The sequence below is a fragment of the Secundilactobacillus similis DSM 23365 = JCM 2765 genome, assembly GCF_001311075.1.
Taxonomy (GTDB): domain Bacteria; phylum Bacillota; class Bacilli; order Lactobacillales; family Lactobacillaceae; genus Secundilactobacillus; species Secundilactobacillus similis.
In genome coordinates, this window is sequence record NZ_BBAD01000042.1 from 1 (window position 1) to 14,765 (window position 14,765).

16 protein-coding genes and 1 pseudogene are annotated in these 14,765 nt (G+C 48.9%); 4 read left to right on the forward strand and 13 right to left on the reverse strand.

Annotation, left to right across the window (positions count from 1 at the left end; genetic code table 11):
* Positions 1-716 precede the first annotated feature (716 nt).
* Positions 717-1,274, forward strand: coding sequence for a DUF2179 domain-containing protein (locus JCM2765_RS09985; protein WP_054736462.1), 558 nt, complete (start codon positions 717-719; stop codon positions 1,272-1,274).
* Positions 1,275-1,335: 61 nt separating this feature from the next.
* Here the strand turns inward: JCM2765_RS09985 and lpdD are convergent, their stop codons facing one another.
* From lpdD to JCM2765_RS10020, 9 genes are all read right to left on the reverse strand, one after another.
* Entirely contained in the window at positions 1,336-1,731 is a 396-nt protein-coding gene (gene lpdD / locus JCM2765_RS09990) for a prenylated flavin chaperone LpdD (protein WP_054736464.1), read from the reverse strand.
* Positions 1,728-2,333, reverse strand: coding sequence for a UbiX family flavin prenyltransferase (locus tag JCM2765_RS09995; RefSeq protein WP_054736465.1), 606 nt, complete (start codon positions 2,331-2,333; stop codon positions 1,728-1,730). The genes lpdD and JCM2765_RS09995 overlap by 4 nt, the downstream gene beginning before the upstream one ends.
* A gap of 16 nt (positions 2,334-2,349) precedes the next feature.
* A complete protein-coding gene (locus JCM2765_RS10000; RefSeq protein WP_054736467.1) occupies positions 2,350-3,828 on the reverse strand; it encodes a UbiD family decarboxylase in 1,479 nt (492 codons plus the stop codon).
* A 98-nt stretch (positions 3,829-3,926) separates the two neighbouring features.
* Positions 3,927-4,535 carry a LysR family transcriptional regulator substrate-binding protein gene (locus JCM2765_RS10005; RefSeq protein WP_162231412.1) on the reverse strand — a complete coding sequence of 203 codons (609 nt, stop codon included), beginning with the start codon at positions 4,533-4,535 and terminating at the stop codon, positions 3,927-3,929.
* Positions 4,483-4,803 carry a LysR family transcriptional regulator gene (locus JCM2765_RS10010; protein ID WP_054736471.1) on the reverse strand — a complete coding sequence of 107 codons (321 nt, stop codon included), beginning with the start codon at positions 4,801-4,803 and terminating at the stop codon, positions 4,483-4,485. Before JCM2765_RS10010 ends, JCM2765_RS10005 begins: the two co-directional genes overlap by 53 nt.
* Positions 4,804-4,934: 131 nt before the next feature.
* The gene (locus JCM2765_RS18205) at positions 4,935-5,081 is read right to left on the reverse strand and encodes a type II toxin-antitoxin system CcdA family antitoxin (protein WP_225352060.1); all 147 of its coding nucleotides are present in this window, start codon (positions 5,079-5,081) and stop codon (positions 4,935-4,937) included.
* A 17-nt stretch (positions 5,082-5,098) separates the two neighbouring features.
* Positions 5,099-5,332: a type II toxin-antitoxin system HicB family antitoxin gene (locus JCM2765_RS18210; protein ID WP_225352061.1), complete on the reverse strand. Its 234-nt coding sequence runs from the start codon at positions 5,330-5,332 to the stop codon at positions 5,099-5,101.
* Positions 5,333-5,454: 122 nt separating this feature from the next.
* Complete coding sequence (locus JCM2765_RS17175; protein WP_156301756.1) at positions 5,455-5,622, reverse strand: hypothetical protein; 168 nt, start codon at positions 5,620-5,622, stop codon at positions 5,455-5,457.
* A 195-nt stretch (positions 5,623-5,817) separates the two neighbouring features.
* Positions 5,818-6,762, reverse strand: a complete 945-nt coding sequence (locus tag JCM2765_RS10020) for a ribonuclease H family protein (RefSeq protein ID WP_225352062.1) — start codon at positions 6,760-6,762, stop codon at positions 5,818-5,820.
* Between the two features lie 186 nt (positions 6,763-6,948).
* Here JCM2765_RS10020 and JCM2765_RS10025 point away from each other — a divergent pair, with 186 nt between their 5' ends.
* Positions 6,949-7,404, forward strand: a complete 456-nt coding sequence (locus JCM2765_RS10025; protein ID WP_054736478.1) for a hypothetical protein — start codon at positions 6,949-6,951, stop codon at positions 7,402-7,404.
* A gap of 366 nt (positions 7,405-7,770) precedes the next feature.
* Here the strand turns inward: JCM2765_RS10025 and codA are convergent, their stop codons facing one another.
* The gene (gene codA, locus JCM2765_RS10030) at positions 7,771-9,033 is read right to left on the reverse strand and encodes a cytosine deaminase (protein ID WP_054736480.1); all 1,263 of its coding nucleotides are present in this window, start codon (positions 9,031-9,033) and stop codon (positions 7,771-7,773) included.
* Between the two features lie 265 nt (positions 9,034-9,298).
* Here codA and JCM2765_RS10035 point away from each other — a divergent pair.
* A pseudogene (locus JCM2765_RS10035) lies at positions 9,299-10,581 on the forward strand (TrkH family potassium uptake protein).
* The gene (locus tag JCM2765_RS10040) at positions 10,574-11,254 is read left to right on the forward strand and encodes a potassium channel family protein (protein WP_054736482.1); all 681 of its coding nucleotides are present in this window, start codon (positions 10,574-10,576) and stop codon (positions 11,252-11,254) included. Before JCM2765_RS10035 ends, JCM2765_RS10040 begins: the two are co-directional and overlap by 8 nt.
* Before the next feature lie 509 nt (positions 11,255-11,763).
* Here JCM2765_RS10040 and JCM2765_RS10045 read toward each other — a convergent pair.
* The 3 genes from JCM2765_RS10045 to JCM2765_RS10055 form a co-directional block, all read right to left on the reverse strand.
* Positions 11,764-12,477, reverse strand: coding sequence for an NFACT family protein (locus tag JCM2765_RS10045; RefSeq protein ID WP_225352063.1), 714 nt, complete (start codon positions 12,475-12,477; stop codon positions 11,764-11,766).
* A 56-nt stretch (positions 12,478-12,533) separates the two neighbouring features.
* Positions 12,534-14,060: a ribosomal protection-like ABC-F family protein gene (abc-f, locus tag JCM2765_RS10050; RefSeq protein WP_054736484.1), complete on the reverse strand. Its 1,527-nt coding sequence runs from the start codon at positions 14,058-14,060 to the stop codon at positions 12,534-12,536.
* Positions 14,061-14,362: 302 nt separating this feature from the next.
* Positions 14,363-14,755 carry a DMT family transporter gene (locus tag JCM2765_RS10055; RefSeq protein WP_054736485.1) on the reverse strand — a complete coding sequence of 131 codons (393 nt, stop codon included), beginning with the start codon at positions 14,753-14,755 and terminating at the stop codon, positions 14,363-14,365.
* Between the last annotated feature and the right edge of the window lie 10 nt (positions 14,756-14,765).

Here is a 14,765-nt window from a genome sequence, read left to right on the forward strand (position 1 = left end):
GGTGTGCTGTCGGAAACTTAACCGCTAACTGCAACACGCTGAAGTTGACAAAACTGCATAACCACAACGTTCAATGATAACTCAACGACCGTAAGAAACGATAGCGGTCAATGTTCAGTAACCACAGCGAATTAACGATTGTGTAACGCTAAATCTGCCAGTCGTGCGTCACGTTTGCGTGTACTTAGTACGGTTACGTTGACATTTAGGTCGCATCGATGTTGATCCATCGTGATTATGAAACGGTGACTGATGATCAATTCTGCGTTTATCGTGTTATTGCGATTGTCCAGTTAAGCGTTTGAGATGGTCTACAATAGTACCGAATTACACCAATGTAAGATTCCGGTCAGCGACTAGGTGGAAGCTGTGTCGCGATAATTGGTGGTTGTTGACGAACTTCCAACAACCGCCAATTATCGGGGACGAATTGAAAACTCGCATGGTTTTTGGCGAGGTTTCAATTCGAGGTCTGAGACCGCTCTTTGGCTCAGACCGGCCCCACAGCAGGAACCTAGTCGCTGACCGGAATCGACAGTTCAAGCCAATCACCGCACTTCACAAACTAAACCACAATATGCTTACGCTGGACACAAGCGACAGCTATGCGATAATGCACCGACTTCACGTATTCGAAGCCGGAATGCTTTCATCGGGTTTTCAAACTGACTACACTGGAAGGTGTTAGACAACTTTCAGAAAGAGGCGATTGCATTTTGAAACTAGCACTGACAATTTTTGTGCTGAATGCGGTGTATATTACGTTGAATACGTTTCGAACGATGTTGATGGTCCGGCGTCAGCGATTGTGGGCGCCGTTGCTGGCCGTTCTTGAGGAATTAGTCTACGTGATCGCGTTGGCGATTGCATTGAAGAATATTGATTCACCCGTTAACGTGGCAGCCTACACGATTGGCTTTGGGATCGGCATTTACCTTGGCATCCTGATTGAAGATCACGTGGCGATGGGCTACGTTAACTTTCAGGTAACGTTAAACATTGATAATGATGATCCAAAATACGAGCACAACAAACAACTCCCTGAAATGATTCGCAATCACGGTTACGGGGTCACTGAAACTTGGGGTTATGGGCGCAATGGTTCGCGCTTGATTCTCAACATTTTAGCACCCAGAAAGGCTGATCACCGATTAATGTCACTGATCAAGGAACTCTCTCCCGATGCCTTTATTATGGTCAACGAACCCACCCAGATGTCCGGCGGCTTCTGGAGTAAGGAAGTTGATTCACGGTTTAAGAAGCATCATGGGTAATCAAAACGCGGTTCCAGAAACTCTCTGATTGAGGATTTCTGGAACCGCGTTTTTAATTCACTTATTTTGAAAAATGTTCAACCACTTTTTCTCGTGGATGAGCGGTTAACCACTGACCAATTTTTTCAGATAGTTCAGCAACTAACGGCCCCATAGCACGCATCTGTTCAGGTTTAATGTAATTGACATGAACCCCGCTCACGATGATGGCGTTGCTTTGCAAAATCGGCTTTAACTGCTTGGCCATCCGTTCAGTCAAAACACCCTCTTGATGGTGGTGACCCGGCCGACTGGGTAAGGCAATCGTCTGCGGCTCAGTGGTCGGACTGACCGTAGTGACGACGCCGTAGTGTGCAACATCGCCACCAATCAGCTGAATCAACACATCTTGATTCTGCCGTTCAACAACGGCCTGCAAGTGAACGCCAGCCTGACTTGCTTCAAACGTTTCACTCATCCGCGATCACGATCCTTCAAGGCCGCCTTAGCTTGGTTCAATCCCTGCCAGCGACCACCAAAGTCGTTGGCGATGTGCAAATGATCCAGCAACTTCATCGTGTTGTGATTGATCAAATCATCAATCGTTTCCGGATTATTATAGAAGGCTGGAATCGGCGGAATGATCTCCACGCCCATTTTGGACAGCTTCAACATATTTTCCAGATGAATCTGGTTAAACGGCGATTCCCGTGGCACCAGCAACAGTGGCCGCCGCTCCTTCAAAGTCACATCAGCAGCCCGACCAATCAACGTATCGCCGAGGCCGGTAGCAATCGATGCCACAGTCTTCATACTGGCTGGCACGATCACCATGCCGTCATGCATAAACGAACCGCTGGCAATCGTCGCGCCCATATCACGCTCATCGTAAACCACGTCGGCAAGTTGGTTGACCTGCTTCAACGTGTAACCGGTATGTTCAACGGCCAAGTTTTCCTTAGCCCACTTACTCATCACTAAGTGCGTTTCCACATCCGGCGTTGCTTTAAGCGCCTCCAACAAGCGTAACCCGTAGATGGTGCCTGACGCACCCGTGATGCCAACAACGATTCGTTTCACACAATGACTTCCCTTCTTATTTCAAATAGTCTTGCCAGTTTGGCATTTCTTTAAATGGTGCCCGTTCGAACTTATCCTTCATATCAAATGGCACGGTACCATCAAGCACAAGTTTGGAACTCATCCCCCGAATCCGAATCCGCGCTGGATCGTATTCTGGTAATTCGGATGGATCCAGTGGGTGGTTACGCATCCCTTCGAGTACCATGATGTCGCGACTTGCTTGGAACCGGGTGTTGATGGTCCACATCACGTCGTTCCAATCAAAGATATCCACATCATCATCCACTAAGATCACCGTCTTCAGTTCCTTAAAGGCTGAAAAGGCGAGAATCGCAGCTTGACGTTGAATCCCTTCATCCGCTTCATCTTCCTTGTGGATCTGCATGATGGTCATTAACTTACCACCGCCAGCAGGAGCGTTGTAAACGTTCAGCACCTTGCCTGGAATGGCGCGGTCAACTAAGCTCAAAATCGAGGCTTCGGTTGGAATCCCAGCCATCGACACGTGTTCTTCCGATGGGCCAATGGTCGTTTGGACAATTGGGTTATCCTTCCGGTGGGTCACTGCCTTGATTTTGACCACGTTAACGGCTGGGTTAGCGGGACCATCGTAACCAGGAAATTCTGGCATGGCGTAGCCGGTGTTCGTGTTGATGTCTTCTTGCATGTGGGTATTTGGTAAAATCTCGGCTTCAATGATCCATTCAGAACGCGCGATACCCAGTTGGTTGACCGTTGTTCCTTGAACGAGTTGAACCGGTTCGTTCCGCAGCGCGCCGGCGACTTGCAGTTCGTTGTAGCCAAGTGGTGTGGTCGGTGGCTCGAAGGTAGCGCCAATCGCAATGGCGGGATCTAACCCGATATTGATGGTAATTGGCATCGGCTTGTCCAGCGCTTCATACTGTTTCAAGAAGGCACCTAAATGCCGACCGCCAGGCATGATGTACATCCCAATCGTATCACGGTCTTCTAACACCATCCGGTGAATCGTCACATCGCTTTGCTTATTGTCAGGACTTGACCCGTAAACCACACCCATGGTGATGTATGGTCCAGCGTCTTGTTCCGTGTTGGTTGGTGCGGCTAGAATTTTGCGAATATCAAAGTCCGGGTCACTGGCCTTCAAGACAACTTCTTGGGCTGGTGCTTCCTCGTGACTCACCGTAACGGGTTGGACGGGATGGTTCACGGCGTCATTTAATAAGTGACCCAGTGTCTTGTAGTCGTGATGTAAAATCATCCCGACCCGTTTTCGAGACGCCATGGCACCGATCAACACCCGACTTCCGGGGAACCCCTTGACGTTGTTAAACATCATGGCAGGCCCCTCTTGGGTTGGCCGCATCACCGTACCACCAGCACCGATGTAGCGATAAACCCCTGCTAAATCAGCGTTAGGATCAATTTCCTTATCCGTTTCATGATACTGGCCGGGTTCATTCTTCAACTCTGCCAACACTTTTCGTAAATCATATGGTTGTTCCGTTGTCATGTCGTCATCCTCCGTTCGTTTCGATAAGTCTATTATGCGAGTTTTATACCCAAGAAACAATTCGCTTATTCAGTTTAATTATTCCAAGATGGAATAGATCACTGTTCCTGATGAACGACAAAGTCCCAGAATAAATCACTGGCCGGTGTCCGGTGGTTTTTTAATCGTAAGAACGCCAGATGACTGAGACGTTCCGGTGTTAACGGTACCGTGGTCACCGCTGGATAATCGCTCAGGTCAAGCGACCGGGCCATCATGATCGACACACCCATGCCCCGGTTGATCATCCCCAAGATGAGGTCGATCCGTTGCCCACGATAGAGCTCCTTTGGGGTGACGCCAGCGGTATTTAATAGCGCCATCACGGGGCGATACAAGTTAGTGACTTCATTTAAGAAGAGAAACGACTGGTCCTTTAACTGGGTCACCGTTAACGTGGCTTCTTGCGCTAGCGGGTTCGCTTTCGGTAACACCACCACGAACCGGTCCGTTTCGCCAATCAAGGTGTCGTAGGCGGTTTGCTCGATCTCGAATAACCGGGTGAACACAATGTCACTCGTGCCATCCGCCAACGATGGCAGTAACGTATCCGTTTCCGCTTCCGAAAAATGCAGGTCCACTTCCGGGTGCTGTTGCGCAAATGCTGACATGAGGTTAAACGCTCGGTACCGCGAAATGGACGGAATACTGCGAATCGTCAGCGTCATGCTGCGGGTCTGCGTTTCTCGCCTCAACGCAGCTATCATTTGGGTTTGCGTTGCCACCATTTTTTGCGCGTATGGCAAGACTAACTTGCAGCCACGTCAGTTCGATTTGACGGTGGGAACGGTCCACTAACGTTGTATCGAGTTCTTTTTCTAGGGCTAAAATTTGCTTAGATACCGTCGCCTGCGTTGTAAACAGTCGGGCTGCCGTTTGGGTATAGTTCAACGTTTCCGCAAGGTCGACAAAGGTGTTTAACTTCGTCACGTCCATTTTTCGGATTCTCCTAACCTATTCCGTTTTTGCATAGTTTAACATAAAATTCGCCGGTATTTTGGCACATCACAACAAAAAACGTCACTCATTCGGAAATGATCCGACTCTGAGTGACGCTGGTTATTAAGCTAATCTTCTAATTTCAATTCTAACGCTTCCGCCAACGTCCGGCTAAAATTGATTCCGCGCTTCTTGGCAAGCTCCGCGAGATCCATCGGCACCGTCACGTTTTTGCGAACGGTTCGGTTATCCGCTCGTCGCCGTGCTCGTTTCATATCGACGCCAACTAAACTCACAACGGCATCAGGATGTTCAACCTGAACAACTTTGGGATCCGTTGCCTGAGGATAGCGCCGTCGATCAAGCAGGGCAATTGCCAACGCATCCGGGGCGTTTTGAACGCCGCTGTTAACGTTTCACCCTGAGTGACCGTATCGGGAACATCGGGGAACGTAACCGTGTAGTTACCATCGTGATGCTGATCATCAAAAATTGCGGGATACACAACGTAATCTGGTAGTGCCATGGCAATCAGTCGGTGTGCAGGTTAAAGTTTGAGTCATGCGTTCAGTGACACCGACTGCCTCCTCTCTTAATACCGGTCATCATACCGGAAAAGCGATTGGCGTGCTGGTGTCACGACTTGATTTAGGCCATTTCGGACTTCATCCGTACTTTGTCGCGTAACCGAAGTTCTGCTCGGCGTTGTTCGATTGCAAGTTCAATTTGATTACATTGTTCAATAAAATCCCGTTTAGAGTCAGGATTTTGAGTAAGTTGATAAGCTAAAAAATCATCAAATTTCGTGATTGACATGGTGAACCCTCTCAAAATAATTAATTGTGTGCAAGCTATTATGCCATAAACTACCGGTAATATGCAATCAAAAAAGAAAGGAAATCAAATCATTTTTCAGATTAATTTTTAAATTTGAAATCAGTTGAAAGTTTCAACTAATAATCCTCAGTTCAATGTCAGTCAATAGCGCTTTTCCCGCACAGTTAACACGATTTAATCCTTAAACAAGTCCAACTGTTCCAGTGCTTTTTGAATATCCGCCACTGAATGATCGATATTGGTATGGCGGGTATCCGGTTTCGACACTGGTTGCGTTGTCGGTTTTGATTGAGTGGATCGCACCGGTTGAGCTGGCGTTGTTGCTTTAGCTGACGCAACGGGCTTGTTAGCACGTTTCACCTTTGGCTTAGTCGTCACCCGTGGCTTTTGCGCTACAACGGGGTGATCTGCAACCATCCGATCCATCGTCTTATTCAACAGTTCATCAACAAACACGTTCCCGACATTGGTTGCGTGCCCCTTGGTCCAAGCAAATTCAAGCTGGGTAAACTTCGGTAACAGCTGATCAACCTTCTGCCACAACTCAGCATTGGCTAACTCACCAGCTGAGCGTTTCCAGCCCCGCTTCTTCCAGCCCTTCAGCCAACCTTTGGTAACGGCATTCAAGACGTACTGGGAATCTAAAACTAATTGAATTTTAGCGTGTTGCTGGCGACGTTTGATCAACATTTCCAGCGCCCGCATAAAGGCCATGATTTCCATCCGGTTATTCGTTGCGCCCCACTCACCATCAGAATCACTGATGATCTCGTTTGGTAACTCTAACCGGTAAGCCCAAGCTGCCTTATCCGAATCACGAACGTGGCCCCCATTGACGTTACCAGTGTTACGAGAACCACCATCCGTATAACCGATAATCTCTGGTTCCGGAAAAGCCTGCTGTCCTTCCGTTCGGGTCGTTGTTTGTGATGCTGTTTTGGTTCTACTCGACCGACTCGTTGACTTCGCGCTGCCACTCATAAATGAATCAGCTTCACTACGCGTTTTAAACCCTTTATAGATAGCCCCGGGAAAGCCGTTGACCTGCGCTTTAGTCGTTTCCCAATCGGTATAAATGCCCGGTTTTGATCCCTTTCGTACTGCGTAAAATTTGCCCAAATCGATTCCTCCGATGGATTCAATATTTATTTTATTATATTTTAGAAAAAACTTATTACGTTAACAATAAATTCGATACACATCAATTCTAATTTAGGTGAGAATATGCTAAAGTTAAAGGTATGAGTAAACAGTCTAAATAAACCCGCATCCTACCAGATTCGACGTCCAAAGAGGAGGAATTTGATGTCTGAAATCCGCGCCCAACTGATCACAATCGACCAAGCCCGTTCCCTATTAAAGGAACAACACAACCAAGCAAATGAACTTTTCCCTGAATTAACGTTAACCGGTCAATTTATCCTACCAGATTACCGCCTAACTCGTAAACGGGAAGCGTTCAAGATTCGCAAACATATTTTCTTGAAGAAGCACTACAAGTCCTACGTTGCGTTTGACTCCGAAAACGGTCAAACCCTCTGGATGTACAACTTCTCAAGTCTGAGCCAAGCGCTATTTTGGCTAGAAACCGGCTTAAAACCTGGTGACTCCGATACCTCAATGTCCTTCAAAGATTGGCAAACCCAACACGCCGATTCAATTGACGGCTTAAAGGACCAACTTCGCGAGATCCATAAGCAACGACTGGCGAAGAAGAAGGCTTCGGAAGCACATCATCCAAAGAAAAAGAGCGCAAAATAAAGCGTTTAAAAGGTGGCGTATAAGGGCCTCCCAGTATGACTCCCCGAATTTTGGGGAGTCATACTGGGAGGCCCTTATACATAACCTTTTACTTTATTTTGCGCATTTCGGCGTGGTCGCCTAAAAGAGGTTACCAACCCCAACTCCACCACACACAAATTCCCCATAGTCCCCAAGCCAACACCGAGCCGAAACAAACGCTGCCTCAATGCGCATCGCAAGAACCACTCGATAAGCGCCTCAAACTTCGGAATCTTACTTGAAAGCCCGTATACATATAATCAAAAGCACTCGCCGCTTCCAAAACCAGGAAGCCACGAGTGCTTTTATCTTCTAGAACCTAATCAAGTTTGATCCCGTTTTTAATTAACTCCACTGCTGATGCTGTGGTTTATCCAAATACAACTGCACTTCCTGCGGCTGCGTCTTCACAATCACACGGCCATGGTGAATCGAGTACAACACTTCTGCCCGTTCGTTCAAGGCGTCGTAGAAGTTACTCCGGTTCAACAGGATACAGTTGGCTTCCTTGCCTTCTTCAATCCCGTAGTGATCCATGACGTGCATCGCTTTGGCCCCATTGTAAGTCACAAACCGGTAAGCGTTCATGATTTGATCATAGCCCATGGTTTGCGCCACGTGAATCCCTAAGTGCAACGGATCCAGCATGTTGCCGTCCCCCATTGGGTACCAAGGATCCTTGATATCGTCCTCACCAAAGGCGATGTTGATCTCGGCTTCGTTGAGTTCTTTCACTCGGGTCATGCCCCGACGCTTCGGATAGGTATCAAATCGGCCACCTAAGAAGGTGTTGACCAGTGGGTTGGCGATCATGTTGATCTCAGACATCTTTAACAGCCGGAATAATTTGTAGGCGTAAGCATCGTTGTAAGAGCCTAGCGCCGTGGTATGGCTGGCTGTCACCTGATCGTGCATGCCGGTCTCGTAGGCCAACGTCGCCAACGTTTCAAGTCCCCGAGCCGCTGGGTCATCGATTTCATCACAGTGAACGTCGATCAACCGACCGTATTTTTCGGCTAAATCACTGACAAAATGCAGTGATTCCACCCCGTACTCGCGGTTAAATTCAAAGTGGGGAATCCCACCAATCGCGTCAACGCCCATTTCGGCCGCTTGGGTCATCAATTCCTTACCGTGCGGGAACGACAGAATGCCTTCCTGTGGAAAGGCCACCAACTGCAGTTCCATGAAGTCCTTCACTTCTTCCCGAACTTCCAATAGTGCTTTCAACGCGGTCAAACTAGGATCCGTCACGTCAACGTGCGAGCGAACGAACTGGGTCCCGTGGCTAGCTTGTTTCTTCAACGCCTTAATTGCCCGATGTTTGACATCTTCAATGGACAACTTTTGCTTGCGAGCCGACCAGATGCGAATGCCATCAAACAGCGTTCCCGACTGATTCCACTCTGGATCACCAGCAGTCAACGTTGAATCCAAGTGAACGTGAGGGTCCACAAATGGCGGTAGCAAGAGCTTTCCCCGACCATCGATGATGCCTTCGTTTTCCCGAGCGGTTAAGTGATCTTCAATCGCCACAAATTTGCCAGCTTCAATTCGAACGTCTTTAAGCGTCGCCTCATTTTCAATTGATACCTGTTGTATGAGCATGTGCGGCCTCCATAGGTTTAAGTTTAATCATTATGAACTTATTATAACACAGCTAACCCGCATGGTTTCAACGTTCTTAGGCTCGTTTTTCGCTGACTTGTCAACGACTGATTCTCCGTACAGAAACCGTTATCTTTGCTATAATTAACCTAACGTCAGGCAACCAATCAAGTCGATTGGCTATTGCCGGCAAGGAGGTCGCAACTTGATTCAATTTCATCGTCACCCGCTATCCCTACCCAAAACCTTAACGTTGGGCTTTTTAATGATTATTCTGATTGGCACCGTGTTGCTGAGTTTGCCGGTCGCCACCCGCGGCGCTCACGCAACGTCGGTGTTGGATGCACTATTCACCGCAACTAGTGCGACTTGTGTGACTGGCTTGACGCTGGTCAACACCGCGCTGCACTGGTCGGCATTTGGCCAAACCGTGATCCTCTTCTTAATGGAGATTGGTGGTTTGGGCTTCATGACCTTTACCGTCATGTTGTTCTTGTTCATGCGGCGCCGAATGCGGCTATCCACCCGACTTTTAGCCCAAGAATCCTTAAATCTCGAGAACCTCTCTCACTTAACGTTATCAAATTAATTTTACTGCTCTCATTGATTATTCAAGTCGCTGGCGCAGGACTCCTATTTATCGATTTCTACCCCCGGTTTGGCTTGGTAAAGGGGCTCTGGTTTAGCGTCTTTCACGCCGTTTCCGCGTTTTGTAACGCCGGTTTTGACCTATTTGGTAACAGCCTTGAAGGATTTGCCAATGACACCTACCTGCTAAGTATCATGTCCATTCTGATCATTGCCGGATCATTTGGCTTTCTGGTCTGGCAAGACTTATTACTGTATCCTTGGCGTCATCGATTATCGCTTCACACCAAACTGGCGCTCACAACTGGTACCGTGTTAATGGGCATCTCGGTCCTCGTCTACCTGTTAACGGAAGAAAATCTCGCCCAACTCGCCCCCAAACTTTCTGTCGGACAACGCTTCATGAACACCCTGTTTATGGCCATCACGCCGCGAACCGCCGGGCTGATCACCTTGCCCTATAACCAACTTTCTATTGCGGGGATCGCCTTCACCATGTTTTTGATGTTCGTTGGTGGGACGCCTGGTTCGACGGCCGGTGGGATCAAGACCACCACGGTTGGTTTACTGACGATTCAAAGTATCGCGACGTTGCGCGGTCGCCGGGACGCCACCTTTGGCCATCGGCGCTTTACGCAGGACAACGTCTTTCGTGCGCTGACCCTGATTTTTGTGGCGTTGATTATTTTGGCTGGTGCGACACTGATTTTATGTGCGACTCAGCCACTACCTAAAAGCAGTAGTCTAGAAACCGTCACGTTTGAGGTCCTGGCAGCATTTGGGACTACCGGCATCTCGTTAGGGTTGACCCCACACCTGACCTTTCTTGGCAAAATCATCATTATGTTCCTGATGTTCATCGGCCGGGTCGGCCTTTACACCGTCATGTTTTCAATTTTAAATGCGGACCGGAAACAACGCGGTTACCGCTATCCAGAGGAGAGTGTGCTCATTGGCTAAAGGACGTCAAAAGGAAAACTACGCCGTCATCGGACTGGGCCAGTTCGGCGCGGCCATCTGTCAGTCACTCGTTGAAGCGAACCAGGAAGTGCTGGCAATCGATATCAATGAAGAAACGGTGAACGATTTCACCAACCTCGTCACCCGAGCGGTCATCGCAGACGCCTCGGACGAGGAAACTTTGAAGGATCTTGCCATCGGCAGTTTCGACCACGTCTTCATCTCCATCGGCCAAAACATTCAAGCCAGCATCATGGCAACGTTGCTGGCTAAGGAGCTTGGCGCCAAAGACGTTATCTGCAAGGCTGAAAACGAAAGCCATGCTCGGGTCCTAGAAAAAATCGGTGCCGACCAAATCGTCCGTCCTGAACGCGACATGGCCCGCCGAATCGTCTTTCATCAATTACAACCCAACATCGTTAACTACTTGATTTTAAACGATAACGTCACTCTGGCTGAAGTCAAAGTGGACAACCCTGAATTCGTGGGCAAGACGTTAATCGAACTAGAAGTCCGCAACCGCTACCACGTTAACGTAATTGCGATTACTTCGGACGGGCATGTTAACATTTCACCGCAGGCTAGCGATGTGATCGAGCTCAATGATTTGATTTCGGTGGTTGGCGATACGAATGATGTTGATCGGTTTAATCGGGATGCCAATATGGGATAGTGCTGTCGCTTGTGTCCAGCGTAAGTGTGCGGAGCGAGACGGGTTGAGAGCGGTGTGTAGGGGCACTTCGGTGAAAGCGCCCGAGCCTGGCGGTTTTATCGAAGTGCCCCTACATGCAGCTCTCAGTCTCGCGCAGCACCATTCGGCGCGGTGGCCAGAAAGCGCGTGGTTGGCAAGTTCCTACAACTTCAGGAACCCTAGAAATGACAGTTCAAGCGGCGCCGAATTTTGTAGCCTGAGAGCGCCAGTTTTCATGCGGCTTTGGCGAGCGAAGCGATGACAAACAGCCGACATTCAACCCTTACGTTGGACACAAGAGACAGCAAATAAAAAGACTCGCAACCGCGAGTCTTTTTATTTACCCTAATGCTCTCTCAGCGCCTCAACCAAATCAGCATCCGGCGTTACCGTGATCGTCTGAAACTTCCCGTGAACGTTCACTAAGCCAGCTTTAGCGCCTTTAGGCTTGCTCAGTTGCCGAACGCGCAGAACGTCAACCGGTACCCGGTCTAGCTTGCGACCCTTACTATAGTAGCCGTCAAAACAGCCGCTTCCTGCAAGTCCCGGTCACTAGGATGATCACTGTGGATCACCACGTGGGAACCGGGTAGTTCCGCCACGTGCATCCAGTAGAAGTTGGGATTAGCCGTTAAGCTCAGGTGGTCATTTTGCTGATCACTCTTACCAACTTCGACCAATACACCATCAGTAGTGTAAAACCGCCGTGGGTGTGCAGGCTCTGGTTTCTTAGATGAGTGCAGGACCTTGGTTTTGATGGCCCCTTCGTCAATCAGTTGTTGTTTGACCTGTTCAACCTGCTGGACATCCGTCACATCGAGCGTTTCTTGCCGCTCAACTTGTTGCGCCAAGGCTTGTTTGGCCGCTGTCAGGTTCTCCTGAACCGTTGCCAACCCCCGCTTAGCCCGCCGGTACTCGTGAAAGTAGTCCTCAGCATTCGCCATCAACGATTTTGACCGATCAATGTAAATGCCAATTTCAAAGCCCTCATGTCGGTAATCCGGTAGCTTAACGTAGCCAAGGTCAGCGGGAATCTGGCTGGCATAGGTTTTAAGCAACGTGCCCTTAACCTGTAATGCTTCGTAATCGCCGACCTTTTGAACGGCCTTCTCAAGTGCTTCAATTTGTTTGCGCGTGTGGTGGAGTTGTCGCTCGATCGCCCGTTGGACGGTGGCGGCCTCTTCAGTTACGTTTTCCGTTAACATCTTAATTATTCAGTCCTTCTTAATGCGTGTTTCCATTGTACCGCATTTCCCCGTTTCTAGGCTTTAAGTTCCCTAATCTGTTTGGTGATGGCCTGATATTCGGCTTCCAGCTCTGGTGTGCTATTCGTCGCCAAGCGGTTGATCAACGCGGTTTGCTTGAGTTCCAACTGTAAGAGTTCCGCTGGATCTCGTTTAGTCGGTTGTTTCACCTGAACGGCTGGGTTGCGTAACGTCTTATCCACAATTTGGAGTGACTTGTCCACAACCTGCCGCACAAACCAGCGGTCATGGGAAACGAGAATCAGCGTGCCTTCATAATCACGCAGCATTTGACTCAACGCGTTGATCGATTCGATATCCAAGAAGTTGGTGGGTTCGTCAAGAATCAGGCCATTGACATCGCTCAGCATCAGCTTCGCCAATGATACCCGCACCCGCTCACCGCCGCTTAACACGTTCACTGGTTTCTGCCAAGTGTTGGCCGCAAACCCTAGTCGTGCCAAAATCAATCGCACCGTTTCGTCACTTTGGACGCTGGTGGCCGTAACGTTCGCTAAAATCGACGCCTCACCAGTCAGGTTGGCCAAGTTTTGTTGGAAATACCCCAGTTTCGCCAACGGTGACCACTTCACAGCAGGATCTTCAGTATCCAGTAAGTGGGTCAGCAAACTGGTCTTGCCAGCCATGTTGGGTCCTGTGATAGCCAGATGGTCGCCCGCCTTAACCTTCAGCGAAACATCCGATAGCAGCGTTCGCTCACCACGAGTCAGCGTCAGGTGGTTGACTGATAACACCGTATTACCTTTCAACTGGGTGGCATTTGGAATTGCCATCTTAATGGGTTTCTCAAACTTTGGCCGGTTCACCACATCCATTTGATCTAACCGACTCTCCGTTGATTTGGCAACCTGATACAGTTTCTTACTCATCTTTTCAAAGTACGGCGTCATCCCGTGAATCTCGGAAGTCCCCTTCTTACTCTTAGGTACGCGGGTTGCCCGTTCGGCACGTTGCCGTTGCTTTTCAATCGTTTGCTTCAAGCGTTTTTCTTCCGCAACGTACTGGTGATATTGATCAGCTTGTTGCTGGGTTTGTTGTGCCTTTTGCGTTTCGTAATCGTGGTAGTTACCCGAATAGACGTGGATCGTTTCGTCGCTTAACTCCCAAATGGTCGTGGTCATGTGATCCAGGAAGTCCCGGTCATGGGAGATCACGATCAACGCACCCCGGTACCGCTTGAGTCGTTTTTCCAACCACTCGATACTGGCAACGTCTAAGTTTGCGGTTGGTTCATCCAGCAGTAAAATATCGGGATTTTGCGCGAAGGCTTGGTTCAAATACTGCCGAACCTGTTCGCCACCACTCAATTCTGCGGTGGGTTTTAATTGCGGCACCAACCAGATGCGGGCCGCTGGTTGAATCGCCTCTTCCGTTAAGAGCTGGTTAAATAGCGTGGTCTTCCCCGCGCCGTTGTGGCCCACTAACCCGATTCGGTCGTGTGGCGCCACCGTTAATTTAGAAATCTCATACAGGGTCCGCGCCCCGATGGTTTTGGTCAATGAAGTTAGTTGATAATTGGACATTGCAGTCACTCCTTTAAAGGTTTTTGAGTTGGCGTTAAACCTTTAACAGCGCATAAAAAAGCCTCCTATTCGCAAATAGGCGGCAGACTGGTCCAATTTATGGAACCGGGCATGTCTTAGTCACCTATTCGAAACCCGCTTAGACGATAGATTCCACCCCTGAGGTTGAGTTCGTTTAAGCTGTACGTTCGACGTTAGGCGACTGTCTTCATTGGACACATACCGATTCCTCTCCTGATTAATTATTGGTACTATAACGAATTTTGATTCGGTTGTCAACAACGGACCAAAACTTCTTTGTGTTAGCGAAACTTCTCGTCCATCTGAAACTCATCTTCGATCTGCAACGCTTCGTACTCGGTTTCTTCCTCTGATTCACCAGAGCGGTTTAACGCGACCACGCCGAGGACTAACAGCGCCAAGCCCGCAATTTGGCCAATCGATAGCGTTTCGTGAAACACCATCACACCAAGCAAGGCAGTAAAAACGGTTCCGGCACCGGTCCAGACACCGTAAGCCACGCTCAACGGCACCACCCGAATCGTATAGGACAGGCAGTAGAGCATAATCAAATACAAGCCGATGCTCGCCAAGGTCCACCAAAGTTGTGTAAAGCCTGCAGATAACTTCAACGATAACGTCCCTAAAATTTCACTGACGATGGCCACCGCCAGCGCAACGTAATACTTTGCCATCAGCTTCACC